The following is a 14,988-nucleotide window of genomic DNA, read 5'->3' on the forward strand; positions in this document are numbered from 1 at the left end:
CCGGTACGGACACCGGCCGGCCGGCGCGGAAGGGCGTTGTCACGCGAGCATGTCCGTACCGGGGTTTCTAGGCGATGCGGGCGAGGTCGCGCATGTGGATCGGATACGCCGGAGGCAGCCCCTTCGCGTACCGCTCGAGTTCGTCGAGGGCAGCCTCGGCGAGGCGATGGACCTCCGTGCCCATGGCTCCGGCGATGTGCGGCGTGAGCTGCACGTTGGGCAGCCCGAACAGCGGTGAGTCGACCGGCAGCGGTTCGGGGTCGGTGACGTCGAGGATCGCGCTGAGCCGCCCGCTCACGCATTCGGCGGTGAGCGCGTCGGTGTCGATCAGGCTGCCTCGGGCGGTGTTGATGACCGTGGCGTGGTCGGGAAGCAGCGCGAGGCGGTCGGCGTTCAGCAGGTTGCGGGTCTCGGGCAGTGACGGCGCGTGCAGGGTCACGATGTCGCTGCGGCGCAGCAGGTCGGGCAGGGGCACGAGGGTCGTGCCGAGGTCCTCGGCGTCCGCCTCGGTGGCGTAGGGGTCGCTCACGAGCACGGTGCGGTCGAAGGCCTGCAGCAGGCGTGCCACCCGCCGGCCGGTGTGCGACAGGCCGACGATGCCGACGACGCCGCCGTAGTTCGACCCGGCGGCCACCCGTTCCCGCCACGCGGAGTCGGCGCCCCGCCGCCGGTACGCCTCGGCGAAGGCGCTCACGCGTTTGCCGCTGTGCAGGATCGCGGCGAGGGTGTACTCCGCGACGGGCACCGCGTTGGCGTTGGCCGCGGAGGTGACGAGGATCCCGCGTTCCCAGCAGGAGGCGTCGGTCAGATGCGTCTTCACGGTGCCGGCCGCGTGCAGCACGGCGCGCAGCCGGGGAGCGGCATCGAGGACCTCGCCGGTCAGGAGCGGACACCCCCAACCTGTGATCATGACTTCGATGTCGCGGAGCCGGGCGCGGCTAGACGGTGAGCCGAGCTCGGTCAGCGCTTCGGGGCGGCCGAGCCGGGCGAGGTTGTGTAGTCGCTCGAATCGTGCGTCGTCGAAAAGCTGGCGGATGGTGGGTTCGGACATGACCAGTGCTGTCACGGGCCGGCGGGTCATCATGCTCCTATTCGGTGGTGGCCGCGATCGCGACGCTGTCCCGTACGACGACGTGAGTGCCGAGCACGACCCGCGGGTCGACGGTGTCCGGCGCCATCGCCATCGTGGCAGCGAGCCGGCCCAGTTCCCGGGCGGGAATGTGCACGGTGGTCAGTCCGAGATCGGCGGCGAAGGTGGCGTCGTCGAACCCCACGACCGAGATGTCCTCGGGCGTGCGCAGCCCTGCCTCCCGCAGGGCTTGCAGGACGCCGCTCGCGACGTGGTCGGTGTGGGCGAACACGGCGGTGAAGTCCGGCGGCCCGGCCCGCAGGATGTCGCGCATGCGGGCGTAGCCGGTCTCGCGGCTCCACGCGGGGCCCGCCTCCAGCCGGGGGTCGAGGTCGCCGCCGAGGTCGGCCAGGGCACGGCGGTATCCGTCCCGCCGCCGCACCGTGGTGCTGTGGTCCTGCTGGCCGCTCAGGAGCAGGATGCGGCGGTGGCCGCGCGACAGCAGGTGACTGGTCGCGGCGTACGCACCGCCCTCGTTGTCGTACTCGACCACGAGGGCGGGTACGTCCGGGCCGAGCGGGGGGCGGGCGCACAGCACCAGACGTGAGCCGGTCTGCGCGAGGGAGCCGGCGAAGGCGCTGGTCTCGCGCACGTACTCCGGGCTTTCGCTGACGGCGCCGATGAGGACGATGGCCTGCGCGTGCTGGGCGCTCATCTGCCGCAGCACCTGCAGCTCGCGATCGGGGTCGCCGCCGGTGGTGCCGATCAGGCAGAACCGCCCGGCGTCGGCGAGGGTGTTGGCGATGCTCTGGACCAGGCTCATGAGAAAGCCGTCGTCGAGCATCCGGACCACGATGGCGATCGTGCCGGTCTCCTGGTGGATCAGTGCGCGGGCGTGCGGATTGGCGACGTAGGCGAGGTCGCGGACCGCGCGCATGACCTTGTCGCGGGTTTCCGGCGCCGGCGGATAACTGCCGTTGAGGATGCGTGACACGGTGGACACCGAGACGCCCGCCCGGGCCGCCACGTCGCGGATGCTCGCCCGCCTGTTCTCCATGCCGTTCTCTACCTCCGTGCGCGGTTCCGCTTTGTTAAAAGGGTTTACTCCAGAGCCTAGCCCGTGCCCTCGCGGCCGGTCCAGGGGAGAGACTCTATCTGCCTGTTTGCGAAGTGTGGGTCTTGACGTACGAGTGAAACCCTTTTAACGTGCCGAGGACCAAGCGCCATTACGTAGCTGTTTCCAGGAGGCAACGTGGCCGTCACCCTCGCTGACCGGCGGACGGACGATCCGCCCACCAGCGCGGCCGAGTCCGCGCGCCGGCGCGGCGGCCGGCGGCAGCGGCTGCGCCGCAGCCGCTTATTGCTGCTCATGATGGCACCGGGAGTGCTGTACTTCCTGGTGTTCCACTACGTCGCCCTGCTGGGCAACGTCATCGTCTTCCAGAACTACCTGCCGTTCGCGGGCATCGCGAACAGCCCCTGGGTAGGCCTGGACAACTTCCGGACGCTGTTCGCCGACCCCGACTTCTGGCAGGCGGCGGTCAACACCATCAGCCTCGCCACGCTGCAGCTGACCTTCTATTTCCCGGTGCCGGTGGCCCTGGCGCTGCTGCTGCACAGCCTGACCCGAGGGTGGGTGCGCAAGGCGGTCCAGAGCATCGTCTACCTGCCCCATTTCATCTCATGGGTGATCGTCGTCGCGCTGTTCCAGCAACTGCTCGGTGCGGCGGGCGTGCTCAACGGGCTGTTCGCCGACAACGGCTACCACCTGGTCAACGTCTTCAGCGAGCCGTCGTTGTTCAAGCCGCTGATGATCGCCGAGCTGATCTGGAAGGACTGCGGCTGGGGCACGATCATCGTGCTGGCCGCCCTGCACAACGTCGACGATCAACTCTACGAGGCATCCGCGATCGACGGCGCGGGGTGGGGCAGGCGGCTGTGGCACGTGACCCTGCCGTCCCTGCGACCCGTCCTCGTCCTGCTGCTGATCCTGCGGCTGGGCGACATCCTGAGCGTCGGCTTCGATCAGGTCCTGCTGCAGCGCGACGGGTTCTCCCCCGGGGTCGCGGAGGTCCTGGACACATACACCTACTACCACGGGGTGGTCAACGGCAGTTGGGGGCCGGCCGCCCTGGCCGGCATCTTCAAGGGCCTCGTCGGCCTGGTCCTGATCGTCGTGGCCAACAAGGTCGCGCACCGGCTTGGCGAGGAAGGAGTCTACCGATGACACGTCCGGTCTGGATGGAGCCGCCCCGGCCGAGCACCAAGGCGGCGAAGGCCGTCGCGGTGACGATCACGGTGGCGTTGGTGATCATCCCGTTCTGGGTGGTCGTCGCCACCAGCCTGTCGCCCGACCTGCAGGTGATCCGCAACGGCGGCTGGTCGATCTGGCCCGAGCAGGTGACGCTGGACGCGTACCGGCGGCTGTTCGGTTCCGGGGTGATCTCTCACGCGGTGCTCGTCTCCGCCGTGGTCACGATCGTGGGCACCGCGGTGAGCCTCACCGCCACCGTGCTGATGGCGTACGCGCTGGCCCGGCCGAACGTCTTCGGCGGCAAGCCGATCATGCTGGGCGTCCTGCTCACCTTCCTGTTCCCGCCGGCGATCATCCCCAGCTTCCTGGTCGTCAGCAACCTGGACCTGCGCAACCACTACGCGGCGCTGATCGCCCCGGTGCTCATCAGCTCCTTCAACCTAGTCATCATGCGGGGCTACTTCCAGGGCCTGCCGGCGCAACTGTCGGAGAGCGCCCGCATCGACGGCGCCGGCGACGGCCGCGTGCTGTGGCACGTCGTGCTTCCGCTGTCCAAGGCGATCATCGCGGTGGTCGGCTTCTACTACGCGGTCGGCTACTGGAACAGCTTCTTCAACGCCATGCTCTACCTCGACGACCAGTCCACCTGGCCGCTGCAACCCATGCTGCGGCAGATCGTCATGCTCGGGGCCAACCCCGACACGTCGATCGCGGCCGGAGCCGGGGCCAGCGTGGCCCCACAGACCACGACCATGGCCACCGTCGTGGTCGCGGTGCTGCCGATTCTCGCGGTCTATCCGCTCGTGCAGCGCTTCTTCACCAAAGGCGTGCTCACCGGCGCGATCAAGGGCTGACCTCGCCTGACGGCCCACCCCCCTGCACACCTTCCGCGCCCAGCGCGGACCGCACAACCCACCCGGAAGGGAAAGCGCTTGCCATGGACATCACCCGGAGATCGCTGCTCAGACTGACCGGCGGCGTCGCGCTCGCCTCCGCCGTACCCGGCCTCGCCGCCTGCGGCGACGGCTCGGCCACATCGGTGGGCAACGCGGGCAAGGGTCTCGCCCCGCTCCCCACCTACACCCCGATCAACCTGGTGAAGCCAGACCTGCCCGGCACCGCCCAAGGCGTCCAGGACGCCTTCCTGACCTATCCGCAGAAGCTGGCCCAGACCGTCGACGGCAAGCCGGGCGACGGCTCGGTCGTCACCTGCATGGTCATCACCTACGGCACCGCGCCGTCCCCGGCCGCGAGCAACAAGCTGTGGACCGCGATCAACGAGGCGCTCGGGGTGGACCTGCGCCTCACCCTCGTCCCGGCGGCCGATCTCAACGCCAAGTACGCCACCATGATGGCCGGCGGCGACCTGCCCGACATCATCGCCACCATCGACCTGGCGATGTCCAACGCACTGCAGTTCACCCAGGCCAAGTGTGCCGATCTGACCGAGTACATCTCCGGTGAGGCGATCAAGGACTACCCGAACCTGGCCAACCTGCCGACGATCTCATGGCAGAACGTCGGCCGAATCGGCGGCCGCCTGTACGGCGTCCCGGTGCCCCGGCCCCAGCTCGCCGGCGTGATGTTCGGCAACAGGCAGAAGCTCGAGACCGCCGGCATCAAGATGGGGCTCGGCGTGTCCACGGCCCAGTTCGCCGAGGGCTTGGCCAAGCTCGCCACCGCCAAGCAGTTCCCGCTGGGCGGCAACAACTTCAGCGAGAACATCCACCTCGGCGCGGCCGGTGTCCCCAGCAACTGGGTGCTCGCCGACGGCGCGTTCACCAGCCGTTACGAGAACCCGGTCTACCCGGAGGCGCTGCAGCGGCTGCGCGACTGGTACGCCAAGGGCTACTTCTACCCGGACCTGCTGAGCACCCAGGCCACCCAGGCGAACACGTTCTTCATGAACGGCACGACGCCGACCCTGGGCGGCGGCATCGGCGGCTACCCGGGAATGGTCTCCGGGGTCGGCGACGCCTTCATGGTCGACTTCGTCCGCCCGTACGGCGACAACCCGACTCCGTGGCTGGGCAACGGGGTGTTCTCCAACAGCGGCCGCGGCGGCTTCACCGCCCTGAAGAAGGCGTCGCCGGAGCGCATCAAGATGCTGCTGCGAGTGCTGAACTTCCTGGCCGCGCCGTTCGGCAGCAAGGAGTACGAGCTGATCAACTACGGTGTCGCCGGGGTGCACTTCACCACCGGTGCCGACGGCGACCCGTTGCCCACCGCGCTGGCCACCACCGGCGGCGAGAACAAGACGAACCTGCCCCTGCAGTACATCGCGGCCGCTCCGTATGTGCTCTACCTGCCCGGCAACGCCGACGCCACCCGCCGCAGCTACCAGGCCCAGCAGGAGATCGTCCCCATCGGCGTCGGCGACCCGTCCTACGGCCTGGTCTCGCCGACCCAGGCCGCGCAGGGCACGAAGCTCAACCAGCAGATCACCGACGTGACCAACGCGATCATCACGGGCAAGCGCCCGGTGTCGGACTGGAGCGGGGCCGTCTCGCAGTGGAAGTCCCAGGGCGGCGACGCGATCGCCAAGGAACTCGCCGAGCAGCACGCGGCCAACCACTGACCCACCGCAGACGCATGGGGGCAACTCCATCGAAGAGAGAAGGCTGTGCCATGCCGTCCTTGAGCACAACCGCCGCCCGGCTCCGCGCGGGCGCCGCCGCCCTCGTCCTGACCCTCGCCACGTTGACGACCCTGGCGGCGGTGGACACCCCCGCGCACGCCGATCCCGTCCAGCCTCCGGCCAGCGTCGTCGCGCTGCTGACGCCGGAGCACCCGCGGCTCCTGGCGACCGCGCAGACGTTCTCCGCCGCCGCCCGGCGCATCGGCACCGACACCCGGCTCAAGGCCTGGTATGCCCAGGTCAAGGCCGGCGCGGACGGCGTCCTCGCCACCTCGCCGCCGACCGCCCTGTCGACCTCCGTCATCGACGAGGCGAAACGCCGCGTCTACGCCCTCGCTCTCGTCTACCGGATCACCGGCGAGACCCGGTACGCCGAACGCGCGGCGCGCGAACTCGTCGCCCTCTCCTCCGCCCCGGCCTGGGACAAGGACCAGTTCCTGGAGGTCGGAGAGCTGTCCAACAGCGTCGCGATCGGCTACGACTGGCTCTACGACTATCTGTCGGCGAGTGACAAGGCCACGATCCGCTCCGCCATCGTCACCAAGGCCCTGCGGCCGGCCCTCGTCCGCTACGGGTACGCCACCAGCTTCTACACCCAGAACCACAACTGGAACCTCGTCTGCAACGCGGTCGCGCTCGGGGCGCTGGCCATCGGCGACGACCCGGGCCTGACCGCCGACGAGCGCGGCGTCGTCGACCAGGTGCTCAAAGCGAGCATCACGTCGATCCAGAACGGGATCAGCGGCTACGGCCCGGACGGCGCCGGCGGCGAGAGCCCGCAGTACTGGCAGTACGCCACCGAGTACCTCGTCCTCTACCTCGCCGCCATGAAGACCGCGACCGGCACCGACTTCGGCCTGTCCGACCTGCCCGGCCTCGCCGGCACCGGCGACTACGGCGTCCACGCGACCGGCGCGACCGGCCTGACCTTCAACTACGGCGACGGCGGAACCGACCTGCTCGGCGCGGTCACCCCGACCTGGCAGGCGCCGTTCATGATGTGGCTCGCCACCCGCTACGGCAAGCCGTACTACATGGCCTGGCAGGCGCGGCTCGCCGACCGCTCGGCCAGCCCGATGGACATCCTCTGGTACGACCCGGCCGACGGCGGCGGCGCCGGCCATCCGGCGGCGACCGACGCCTTCTTCGACGGCGTCGAGATCGCCACCGCCCGCAGCGCCTGGGACGACCCCTACGCCGTCTCCGTCGCCACCAAGGGCATGCGCGCCGGGTACGACCAGATCGCCGCCCACGAGAACCTCGACGCCGGAGACTTCGTCCTCGACGCCGCGGGGGTGCGCTGGTTCGACGACCTCGGCCTCGACAGCTACAGCCTCCCGGGGTACTTCGACTGGACCAAGGACACCGGCGGCCGATGGGACTACTACGTGACCCGTCCCGAGGGCCAGAACACGATGCGGCTCGGCACCGGGCCCACCCCCTCCACCGCGCTGACCGTCGGCGCTCCGATCACCACCGTCAGCTCGACGCCCCAGAAGTGGTACGAGATCACCGACCTCACCGGCCTCTACGGCGGCCGGGTGCAACGCGCCCAGCGCGGCCTGCAACTGTTCGACGACCGGCGGCAGGTGCTGCTCCAGGACGAGGTGAAGACGAGCGAACCGATCGGCTACTGGTCGTTCCTGCACACCCGCGCCGACGTCGTGGTGGCCGCCGACGGACGGTCGGCCACCCTCTACCGAGGCGGACAGCGGCTCTGGGTCCAACTGCTCACCACCGATGGGCGGCTGCTCATCGGGGACTCCCGGCCCTTGCCGGACAGCCCCGACCCCACCGGCCAGAGCCGCCAGCCCGGCTCACGAACCCTCGCGATCCAGCTGACCGCGGCCGGGACCACCACGGTGGCGATGCGGATGGTTCCCCTCGCCGCGGGCCAGAAGCCGCCCACCGACACCCCGGCGGTAACCCCGCTGGCCTCCTGGACGCCGGGCGCGACCGGCCCGACGGCCCTGACCGACATCATGGTCGGCGCCGACCGCCTGGCCGGATTCGATCCGCGGCGCTACCGCTACGACATCACCCTGCCCGCGAACACCGCCACCGCGCCCAAGGTCGTCCCCCTGACGCCGAACGGCACCTACGCGACCGTCACCCGGGCGACCGCGATCCCGGGCACGGCCACCGTGACGACCTTCCGGCTCGACGCCAACCGCCAGAAGGTCTACGGCCCTGCCTACCAGGTGCACTTCCGGCAGGCGGGAAAGACCGCCACCGCACTGCCCGTCGCGTCGGTCACCGCCAGCGCGAACGAGGGCAGCCCCGCGGCCGACGCCGTCGACGGCAACATGGGCAGCCGCTGGGCCGCGGCGGGCGACGGGCAGGCACTCACGCTCGACCTCGGCGCCAAGCGCACCGTGGGCGCCGTCGCCGTCGCGTTCTTCAACGGGCACGCGCGAACGTCCACCTTCGACGTCCTCACCTCCACCGACGGCACCACCTGGAACGCGGCGCTCACGCGAGCCGTCTCCGCCGGCACGTCCGACGACGCCGAAGTCTTCTCCTTCGCGGCGCGGTCGGCCCGCCACGTCCGGCTGGTCGGCCACGGAAACTCCGTCAGCAGCTACAACAGCGTCACGGAGGTCCGGGTCTACGCCGGAAAGTCCGACGCCCAGGCGGACGCGGCGCCCCGGCCGGTCGTTCTCGGGACCGTGACCGCGTCCCCGGCCGGCCCGCCGGCCCTGTCGGTCGGCGACACCCTGCGGCTGAGCCTGACCGGCAAGCAGACCGACGGCAGCCCGGCCGATCTGTCCACGGCGACCATCACCTGGACCAGCAGCCATCCGGCCGTGGCCACGGTGGACGGCTCCGGCCTGGTCACCGCCGCCGGCGGTGGCAGCGCGAAAGTCGGCGCGCTGATCATTCACGCACCGATACTGAAGGTCGTCCGTGTGCCGGTGTCGGTGGTCGACCCGTCGCACATCGAACCCGTGGCCGACGGGTTCGTCCGCGACGGCACCTACGCGGCCACCACCTTCGGCACGGGCTCCGTCCTCGAAGTACGCAACAATCCCAGCCTCGGCAGCGGGTTCGACCGGGTCGCGTACCTGACCTTCCCGCTGACCGCGGCGCACGGCACGGTCGTCTCGGCAACCCTGCACGTCTACGGCTCGACCAGCGACGCCGCGGGCGCGACCGACGCCGTCCACGCGGTCACCGACGCGAGCTGGAGCGAAGCCACGCTGACCTGGAACACCAGGCCGCCGCTGGGCGCCGGTCTCGGCACGTTCACGCTCGACACCACCGCGTCCTGGCACGCCGTGGACGTGACCGCGTTCGTCCAGGCCCAGCTCGCCGCCGGGCAGGAGGCCAGCCTCGCGATCACGTCCACCGCCACGGCGTACGGGCCGTTCACCTCCTTCTCCAGCAAGGAAGCGACCGGCAACCACCCCTACCTGGAACTGACGCTGTCCTGACCCCGCGCGACGGCGCCGGTCACCCGGCCGGCGCCGTCCTCACCCGAGAGGCCCTCCGTGTCCGCACTTCCCTTCCCCCAGGGCTTCCTCTGGGGTGCCGCGACGGCGGCGTACCAGGTCGAAGGCGCCGTCGCCGAGGACGGCCGCACCGCCTCGATCTGGGACACCTTCAGCCACACCCCGGGACGCGTGCTCGACGGGGACACCGGCGACGTCGCTTGCGACCACTACCACCGGTACGCCGGCGACGTCGCCCTCATGGCCCGGCTGGGCCTGAACGCGTACCGGTTCTCCGTCTCCTGGCCCCGGGTGCAGCCCGGCGGCCGGGGCCGGGCCAACCAGCGCGGGCTCGACTTCTACCGGCGGCTCACCGACGAGCTGCTGGACCGGGGGATCGAGCCGTGGGTCACGCTCTACCACTGGGACCTGCCGCAGGAACTCGAGGACGCCGGAGGGTGGCCCGCCCGGGACACCGCCGCTCGCTTCGCCGAATACGCCGCACTCGTCCACGGAGCGCTGGGCGACCGCGTCCGCCACTGGATCACGCTCAACGAACCGTGGTGCGCCGCTTTCCTCGGCTATGCCGACGGCCGGCACGCGCCCGGCCGCAGCGACGGCGCCGCCGCGCTGGCCGCATCTCATCACCTGCTGCTCGGTCACGGTCTGGCCACCCGGGCGATCCGGACCGCCGACTCGGCCGCCGTCATCGGCACCACGCTCAACGTGCAGTCGCTCATCGCGTACTCGGACAGCCCGGCCGACCGTGAGGCGCTGCGCCGCGTCGACTACACCACCCAGCACCGCACGATCAAGAACAGCGGCCACTGGTACGCCGAAGTGATCCGCCGCAACGCGCTGCCGCGAGCGACCGCACCGATGTCGCAGTGAGTCACCATACGTCGATAACGTGATCCGGTGCCCCGCCTAGTCGCTCTCTGCGCAGCCGTCCTGACCGTCGCGGCCGGATTGGGGGTGCGCGCGTTCTTCGACGGCCCGGTGTCGAAGTACGCGGGCGACGCCCTCTACACCGTGTTGATCTACACGCTCGTGGTGCTGGTCCTCCCCCGGGTGCGCCCCTGGGTGCCGGCGGTGATGGCGGCCGGGGCGAGCTGGGCGATCGAGTTCGCCCAGCTCGGGGAGATCCCGGCCGTGCTGCGGCCGCTGCTGGGCAGCACGTTCAACCCGCCTGACCTCTTCTGGTACGCGGTGGGCGCGGCGTCGGCCTGGGCCGCGCACACGCTCTGGCTGCGGAGGGCGGGATGAGCACCGTCAGAACGCGTTCTTCAGGAAGGGCAGCAGCGCCTCGGCCGTACGCTCGGGATACTCCGACATCGGGTAGTGGCCCGCGCCGTCGATCACGACGGCCTGCCCGCGCAGGAGCGACGCCTGGGTCCGCGCCTCGGCCGCCGGGTCGGGGAAGTCGGGGTCCTTGGCGCCCATGAGGACCAGGGCCGGGCAGCGGACCTGGGCGATGGCCCCCTCGGCGTCCGGTTCGCGGTCGAGGAGCATGGCGCGCATCGCCTCGCGCCGTTTCGGGTCGCGCAGCATGGCCACCAGTTCGGCGCGGTGTCCGGCCAGGTCGGCGGGCCTGGCCGTACGGTGCGCCATGGCGTAGTAGAGGCTCCACAGCCGCGGGGAGGCGGCGATCAGCCGGACCAGCGCGCGGACGGCGACGTTGAGGGGGACGGCTCTGATGAAGCCGTCGATCGCGACGATCCCGGCCACCCGCTCGGGCGCCTCCGCGGCGGCGCGGACGACGCCGCCCGCCGCGTAGGAGTTGCCGAGCAGGACGGCGCCGGGCGCGTCCAGCTCCTCCAGCAGGGCCACGATGTCGCCGCCCACCGCGGACTGGGAGTAGTCGTCCCAGCCCGCCGAGGACTCCCCGTGGCCGCGCAGGTCCGCCGTCACCACCCGGTACCCCGCCTCCACCAGCTGCGGGCGCAGGAACCGGTAGGCCTCGCGGGTGTCCCCCAGACCGGGTACGCACACGACGAGCGGCCCTTCGCCGACACTGTCGTAGGCCAGGCGACCGCCCGGAACGTCAACGAACATGTCGCCACCTTCCTAACTGACGATGTCCACGATCAGCCCCAGCGCGAGCAGCAGGGCCATCGCACCGCCGGAGACCATCGCCCGCCAGGTGACCGTGGCGCGCTCCCGTACCGAGCGGAAGTACAGGACCGCGCCGACCACCACGAGAACCCCCTCGGCGACGCCCGTGAGCCAGGGGATCTGCCACAGTCCGAAGCCGAGCAGCGGCAGGTCGCCGGCGTTGCCGGGCAGCAACGGCAGGTCGGCCCGGTGGACGAGCAGGTCGAGCAGCCAGTGGCTGAACGTCACCGCGCCCAGCACCCACCCGGCCGTGCGGCCCCACCGCCAGGCTCCGAAGCCGCCGTACAGCGCCGACAGCAGCAACGCGCCCAGCAGTGAGTGGGTGTACTGCGCGTCGATCAGCGCCTCGCCGTAGGTGCCCGGGGCGACGGCCTGGAAGGACTCGATCCCGCCCGCCAGGAACAGGATCACGAAGATGACGTCGAGGAACTGCGTGGCGAGCATGAGCGACCACAGCGGGACGCGGGGCTGGCCGGCTTTGACGGCGGCGGCCAGACCGAAGTGTCCGACGAACATTCAGCGTCCCTCCTTGGAGACCGGCTCGGGAGTTCGGGTGGCCCAGTGGTCGAGCCACCCGCACAGCGCGACGAACAGCAGCAAGAAAAGTAAGAAATCCATGTCTCTCCTTACGTGGCGTGTACGACGTTAGGGAGGGAGAGCGTCTGCCCGGTATCGGACGATTGTCTGGTGTCGGGGGGCGCTACATTCTGATGGTGCTGTGGGGACGGGAGAGGGAGCAGGCGCAGATCGACGTTCTGATCGCGCAGGCCAGGGGCGGCCGGAGCGGGAGCCTGATCCTGCGGGGCGAGCCCGGGATCGGCAAGTCCGCCCTCCTCGACCACGCCGCCCGGTCGGCGGAGGGCATGCGTCCGCTGCGCGGCACCGGCATCGAGACCGAGGCCGAGCTGCCCTTCGCGGCGCTCCACCTGCTGCTCCACCCGGCGCTCGACCGGATCGGCAGGCTTCCGGCGCCGCAGGCCAGGGCGCTGGAAGGCGCGTTCGGCCTCGCCACCGCGCCGGAGGACCGCTTCCTCATCGGCCTGGCCGCCCTGTCGCTGCTCACCGAACTGGCCGAGGACGGCCCGCTGCTCTGCCTGGTCGACGACGCGCAGTGGATGGACCGGTCGTCGGCCGAGGCGCTGCTGTTCGCGGCCCGGCGGCTGCACTCGGAGGGGATCGCCCTGCTGTTCGCGGCCAGGGACGCCTTCCACGCGCCCGGAGTGCCCGAGTTGCGGCTCGAAGGCCTCGACCGGCAGGCCGCCGGCGATCTGCTGCGCGAGCACACGCCCGGTCTGGGCCCCCACGTACGGGAGAGGATCCTCGCCGAGAGCGGCGGCAACCCGCTCGCCCTGATCGAGTTGCCCCGGATGCCCGATTCGCCGCACCACGCGCCGGAGTCGCTGCCGCTGCCGCGCCGGATCCAGGAGGCGTACGAGGCGCGGATCGCCGTCCTGCCGCCGGACAGCCAGACGATGCTGATGGTCGCCGCCCTTGACGACGCCGGGGATCTCGACGTGGTCGTGCGCGCGGCCGGGAGGCTGGGGGTCGACGCCGCCGCCCTGGGGCCGGCCGAGCGCGCCGGTTTCCTGTCCATCTCCGGCGAGCGGCTGTCCTTCGGCCACCCGCTGATGCGTACGGCGGCGGCGCGGCGGGCGGCCTACGACGAGCGCCTGGCCGCGCACCGCGCCCTCGCCGGCGTGCTCGACAACGAGCAGGACGCCGACCGCCGCGCCTGGCACCTGGCCGCCGCCGTGACCGGCCGCGACGAGCCGATCGCCGCCGCGCTCGAACAGGCGGCCGGCCGCGCCCGCGAACGCGCGGGCCACGCCGCGGCCGCCGCGGCCCTGGAGCGGGCCGCGCGGCTCACCCCCGGCCTGGCCGAACGTGCCCGGCGGCTGGCCCTGTCGGCCGAGGCCGCCGCGGACGCCGGCGCCCTGGAGCACGCGCAGGTCCTGGCCGATCAGGCCCGGCGGCTGGGCGACGACCCGCTGACCCTGGCCCGGCTGGCGGGGCTGCGCGGCCGGATCGCGTTCGACCGGGGCGCGGTGCAGGAAGCCCACCGGATCCTCGTCGACGGCGCCGCCGCCATCGCCGGCCTCGACCGCAGGGGCGCGGCGCTCCTCCTGCTCGACGCGGTGCGCAACGCGTGGTACCTGAGCGATCCGGCGGCCGTCGCCGAGTCCTCGGCGGGGCTGGCCGGCCTGCCGCTGACGCCGGAGGACGGGCTCGACGGGTTCGTCCGGGCGGCCCACGCGATGGCCGATTTCCTGGCCGGCGACCTGGACCGGGCGCTGCCGCCGTTCCGCGAGCTCATCGACCTGGCCGCGGCGATCCCCTCCGGCATGACGGCCCTGCGGATCAGCATCTGCTCGCTGGCCGGGATCTCGGGCGACTTCGGCAACGGGCTCGCCATCGCCCACGCGGCGATCGAGGAGTGCCGGGCCGACGGCATGATCGGGCTGCTGCCGCTCGCCCAGGCGGTGCTGGCGATCCACCAGATGTACCTCGGGCGCTTCCGCGACGCCGTCACGACCGCGACCGAGGGACGCCGGCTCGCCACCGACATCGGCCAGACGCACCGCATCGCGCACTTCGAGAGCGTCATGGCCATGGTGGCCGCCGTCCAGGGCCGGGAGCAGGACTGCCGCGAGCTCGCCGAGCGCACGATCGCGCACGTCAGCGCCCATCCGGTGGCGACGATCGTGGGCTGGGCCGAGTGGGCGCTCGGCCTGCTGGACCTCGGTCAGGGCCGCTTCGAGGCCGCGCTGGAGCGCTTCGACGCCGCCGCCCGGGGGCCGCTCCGGCACCAGATCATGCCCATCTACTTCGCTCCCGACCAGATCGAGGCCGCCGTACGGCTGGGCCTGCCCGCCCGCGCCGCGCAACCGCTGGCGCGCTTCGAGTCCTGGGCCGCCGCCGCCCGCCATCCGTGGGCGGAGGCCGTGCTGCACCGCTGCCGGGCCCTGCTCGCCACCGACGACGCGGAGGCGGAGCGGCATTGGGAGCAGGCCGTACGATCGCACGCCGACGCGAACCGGCCGTACGAACGGGCCCGCACCGACCTGCTCTACGGCGAGTGGCTGCGCCGCGCCCGCCGCAAGACCGAGTCCAGGACCCGCCTGCGCTCGGCGCTGGAGACCTTCGAACGCGTCGGCGCCGCGCCGTGGGCCGAACGGGCGCGCGCCGAGCTGCGCGCGGCGGGCGAGACCGTCGCCCAGGGCGCCCCCGACCTGGCCGCCTCGCTCTCACCCCAGGAACTCCAGGTGGTACGCCTGGCCGCCACGGGGGTCACCAACCGGGAGATCGCCGCCCAGCTGTTCCTCAGCCCCAAGACCGTCAGCCACCACCTCTACCGCGCCTTCCCCAAGCTCGGCGTCACCACCCGCACCGAACTCGCCCGCCTCGACCTGGGCTGAAACACGGCCGTGAAGAAAAACGGCTGAGCGGCGAACTCCGGGGTGACAGTTCCCTCCGAAAGGAC

At 71.6% G+C, this 14,988-nt stretch carries 10 protein-coding genes and 1 pseudogene; 7 read left to right on the top strand and 4 right to left on the bottom strand.

Translation table 11 applies throughout. The annotated features are described in order from the left end of the window. Nucleotides 1-67: 67 nt before the first annotated feature. Both AB0J87_RS23015 and AB0J87_RS23020 read right to left on the bottom strand, forming a co-directional pair. The gene (locus AB0J87_RS23015; protein ID WP_363968074.1) at nucleotides 68-1,051 is read right to left on the bottom strand and encodes a hydroxyacid dehydrogenase; all 984 of its coding nucleotides are present in this window, start codon (nucleotides 1,049-1,051) and stop codon (nucleotides 68-70) included. A gap of 37 nt (nucleotides 1,052-1,088) precedes the next feature. Continuing rightward, a complete protein-coding gene (locus AB0J87_RS23020; RefSeq protein WP_363968077.1) occupies nucleotides 1,089-2,126 on the bottom strand; it encodes a LacI family DNA-binding transcriptional regulator in 1,038 nt (345 codons plus the stop codon). A 195-nt stretch (nucleotides 2,127-2,321) separates the two neighbouring features. On the opposite strand from AB0J87_RS23020, the gene AB0J87_RS23025 reads away from it, so the two are divergent. From AB0J87_RS23025 to AB0J87_RS23050, 6 genes and pseudogenes are all read left to right on the top strand, one after another. Then, nucleotides 2,322-3,296: an ABC transporter permease subunit gene (locus AB0J87_RS23025; protein WP_363968080.1), complete on the top strand. Its 975-nt coding sequence runs from the start codon at nucleotides 2,322-2,324 to the stop codon at nucleotides 3,294-3,296. After that, the gene (locus AB0J87_RS23030; RefSeq protein WP_363968083.1) at nucleotides 3,293-4,177 is read left to right on the top strand and encodes a carbohydrate ABC transporter permease; all 885 of its coding nucleotides are present in this window, start codon (nucleotides 3,293-3,295) and stop codon (nucleotides 4,175-4,177) included. The genes AB0J87_RS23025 and AB0J87_RS23030 overlap by 4 nt, the downstream gene beginning before the upstream one ends. A gap of 83 nt (nucleotides 4,178-4,260) precedes the next feature. Beyond that, on the top strand, nucleotides 4,261-5,901 hold the full coding sequence (locus AB0J87_RS23035; RefSeq protein ID WP_363968085.1) for an extracellular solute-binding protein: 1,641 nt from the start codon (nucleotides 4,261-4,263) through the stop codon (nucleotides 5,899-5,901). Between the two features lie 59 nt (nucleotides 5,902-5,960). Next, complete coding sequence (locus tag AB0J87_RS23040; protein ID WP_363968087.1) at nucleotides 5,961-9,395, top strand: DNRLRE domain-containing protein; 3,435 nt, start codon at nucleotides 5,961-5,963, stop codon at nucleotides 9,393-9,395. Nucleotides 9,396-9,452: 57 nt separating this feature from the next. Beyond that, nucleotides 9,453-10,181 (top strand): annotated as a pseudogene (locus AB0J87_RS23045) (family 1 glycosylhydrolase); the annotation flags it as partial. Between the two features lie 129 nt (nucleotides 10,182-10,310). Further along, a complete protein-coding gene (locus tag AB0J87_RS23050; RefSeq protein WP_363968089.1) occupies nucleotides 10,311-10,658 on the top strand; it encodes a DUF2809 domain-containing protein in 348 nt (115 codons plus the stop codon). 6 nt (nucleotides 10,659-10,664) lie between these two features. On the opposite strand, the gene AB0J87_RS23055 is transcribed toward AB0J87_RS23050, so the two are convergent. Together AB0J87_RS23055 and AB0J87_RS23060 are read right to left on the bottom strand one after the other, a co-directional pair. Then, entirely contained in the window at nucleotides 10,665-11,447 is a 783-nt protein-coding gene (locus AB0J87_RS23055; RefSeq protein ID WP_363968090.1) for an alpha/beta hydrolase, read from the bottom strand. A gap of 12 nt (nucleotides 11,448-11,459) precedes the next feature. Continuing rightward, nucleotides 11,460-12,023: a permease gene (locus AB0J87_RS23060; protein WP_363968092.1), complete on the bottom strand. Its 564-nt coding sequence runs from the start codon at nucleotides 12,021-12,023 to the stop codon at nucleotides 11,460-11,462. Between the two features lie 194 nt (nucleotides 12,024-12,217). On the opposite strand from AB0J87_RS23060, the gene AB0J87_RS23065 reads away from it, so the two are divergent. Beyond that, nucleotides 12,218-14,923, top strand: a complete 2,706-nt coding sequence (locus AB0J87_RS23065; RefSeq protein ID WP_363968094.1) for a LuxR C-terminal-related transcriptional regulator — start codon at nucleotides 12,218-12,220, stop codon at nucleotides 14,921-14,923. Nucleotides 14,924-14,988 lie beyond the last annotated feature (65 nt).

The sequence above is a fragment of the Nonomuraea sp. NPDC049625 genome (genome assembly GCF_040675285.1).
In the GTDB taxonomy this organism is placed as follows: Bacteria; Actinomycetota; Actinomycetes; order Streptosporangiales; family Streptosporangiaceae; genus Nonomuraea; species Nonomuraea angiospora_A.

Coding starts and splice junctions, on each gene's coding strand:
- AB0J87_RS23030 (WP_363968083.1), top strand. CDS start 3,293: ATGACACGTCCGGTCTGGATGGAGCCGCCCCGGCCGAGCACCAAGGCG.
- AB0J87_RS23015 (WP_363968074.1), bottom strand. CDS start 1,051: ATGTCCGAACCCACCATCCGCCAGCTTTTCGACGACGCACGATTCGAG.
- AB0J87_RS23035 (WP_363968085.1), top strand. CDS start 4,261: ATGGACATCACCCGGAGATCGCTGCTCAGACTGACCGGCGGCGTCGCG.
- AB0J87_RS23020 (WP_363968077.1), bottom strand. CDS start 2,126: ATGGAGAACAGGCGGGCGAGCATCCGCGACGTGGCGGCCCGGGCGGGC.
- AB0J87_RS23060 (WP_363968092.1), bottom strand. CDS start 12,023: ATGTTCGTCGGACACTTCGGTCTGGCCGCCGCCGTCAAAGCCGGCCAG.
- AB0J87_RS23055 (WP_363968090.1), bottom strand. CDS start 11,447: ATGTTCGTTGACGTTCCGGGCGGTCGCCTGGCCTACGACAGTGTCGGC.
- AB0J87_RS23065 (WP_363968094.1), top strand. CDS start 12,218: ATGGTGCTGTGGGGACGGGAGAGGGAGCAGGCGCAGATCGACGTTCTG.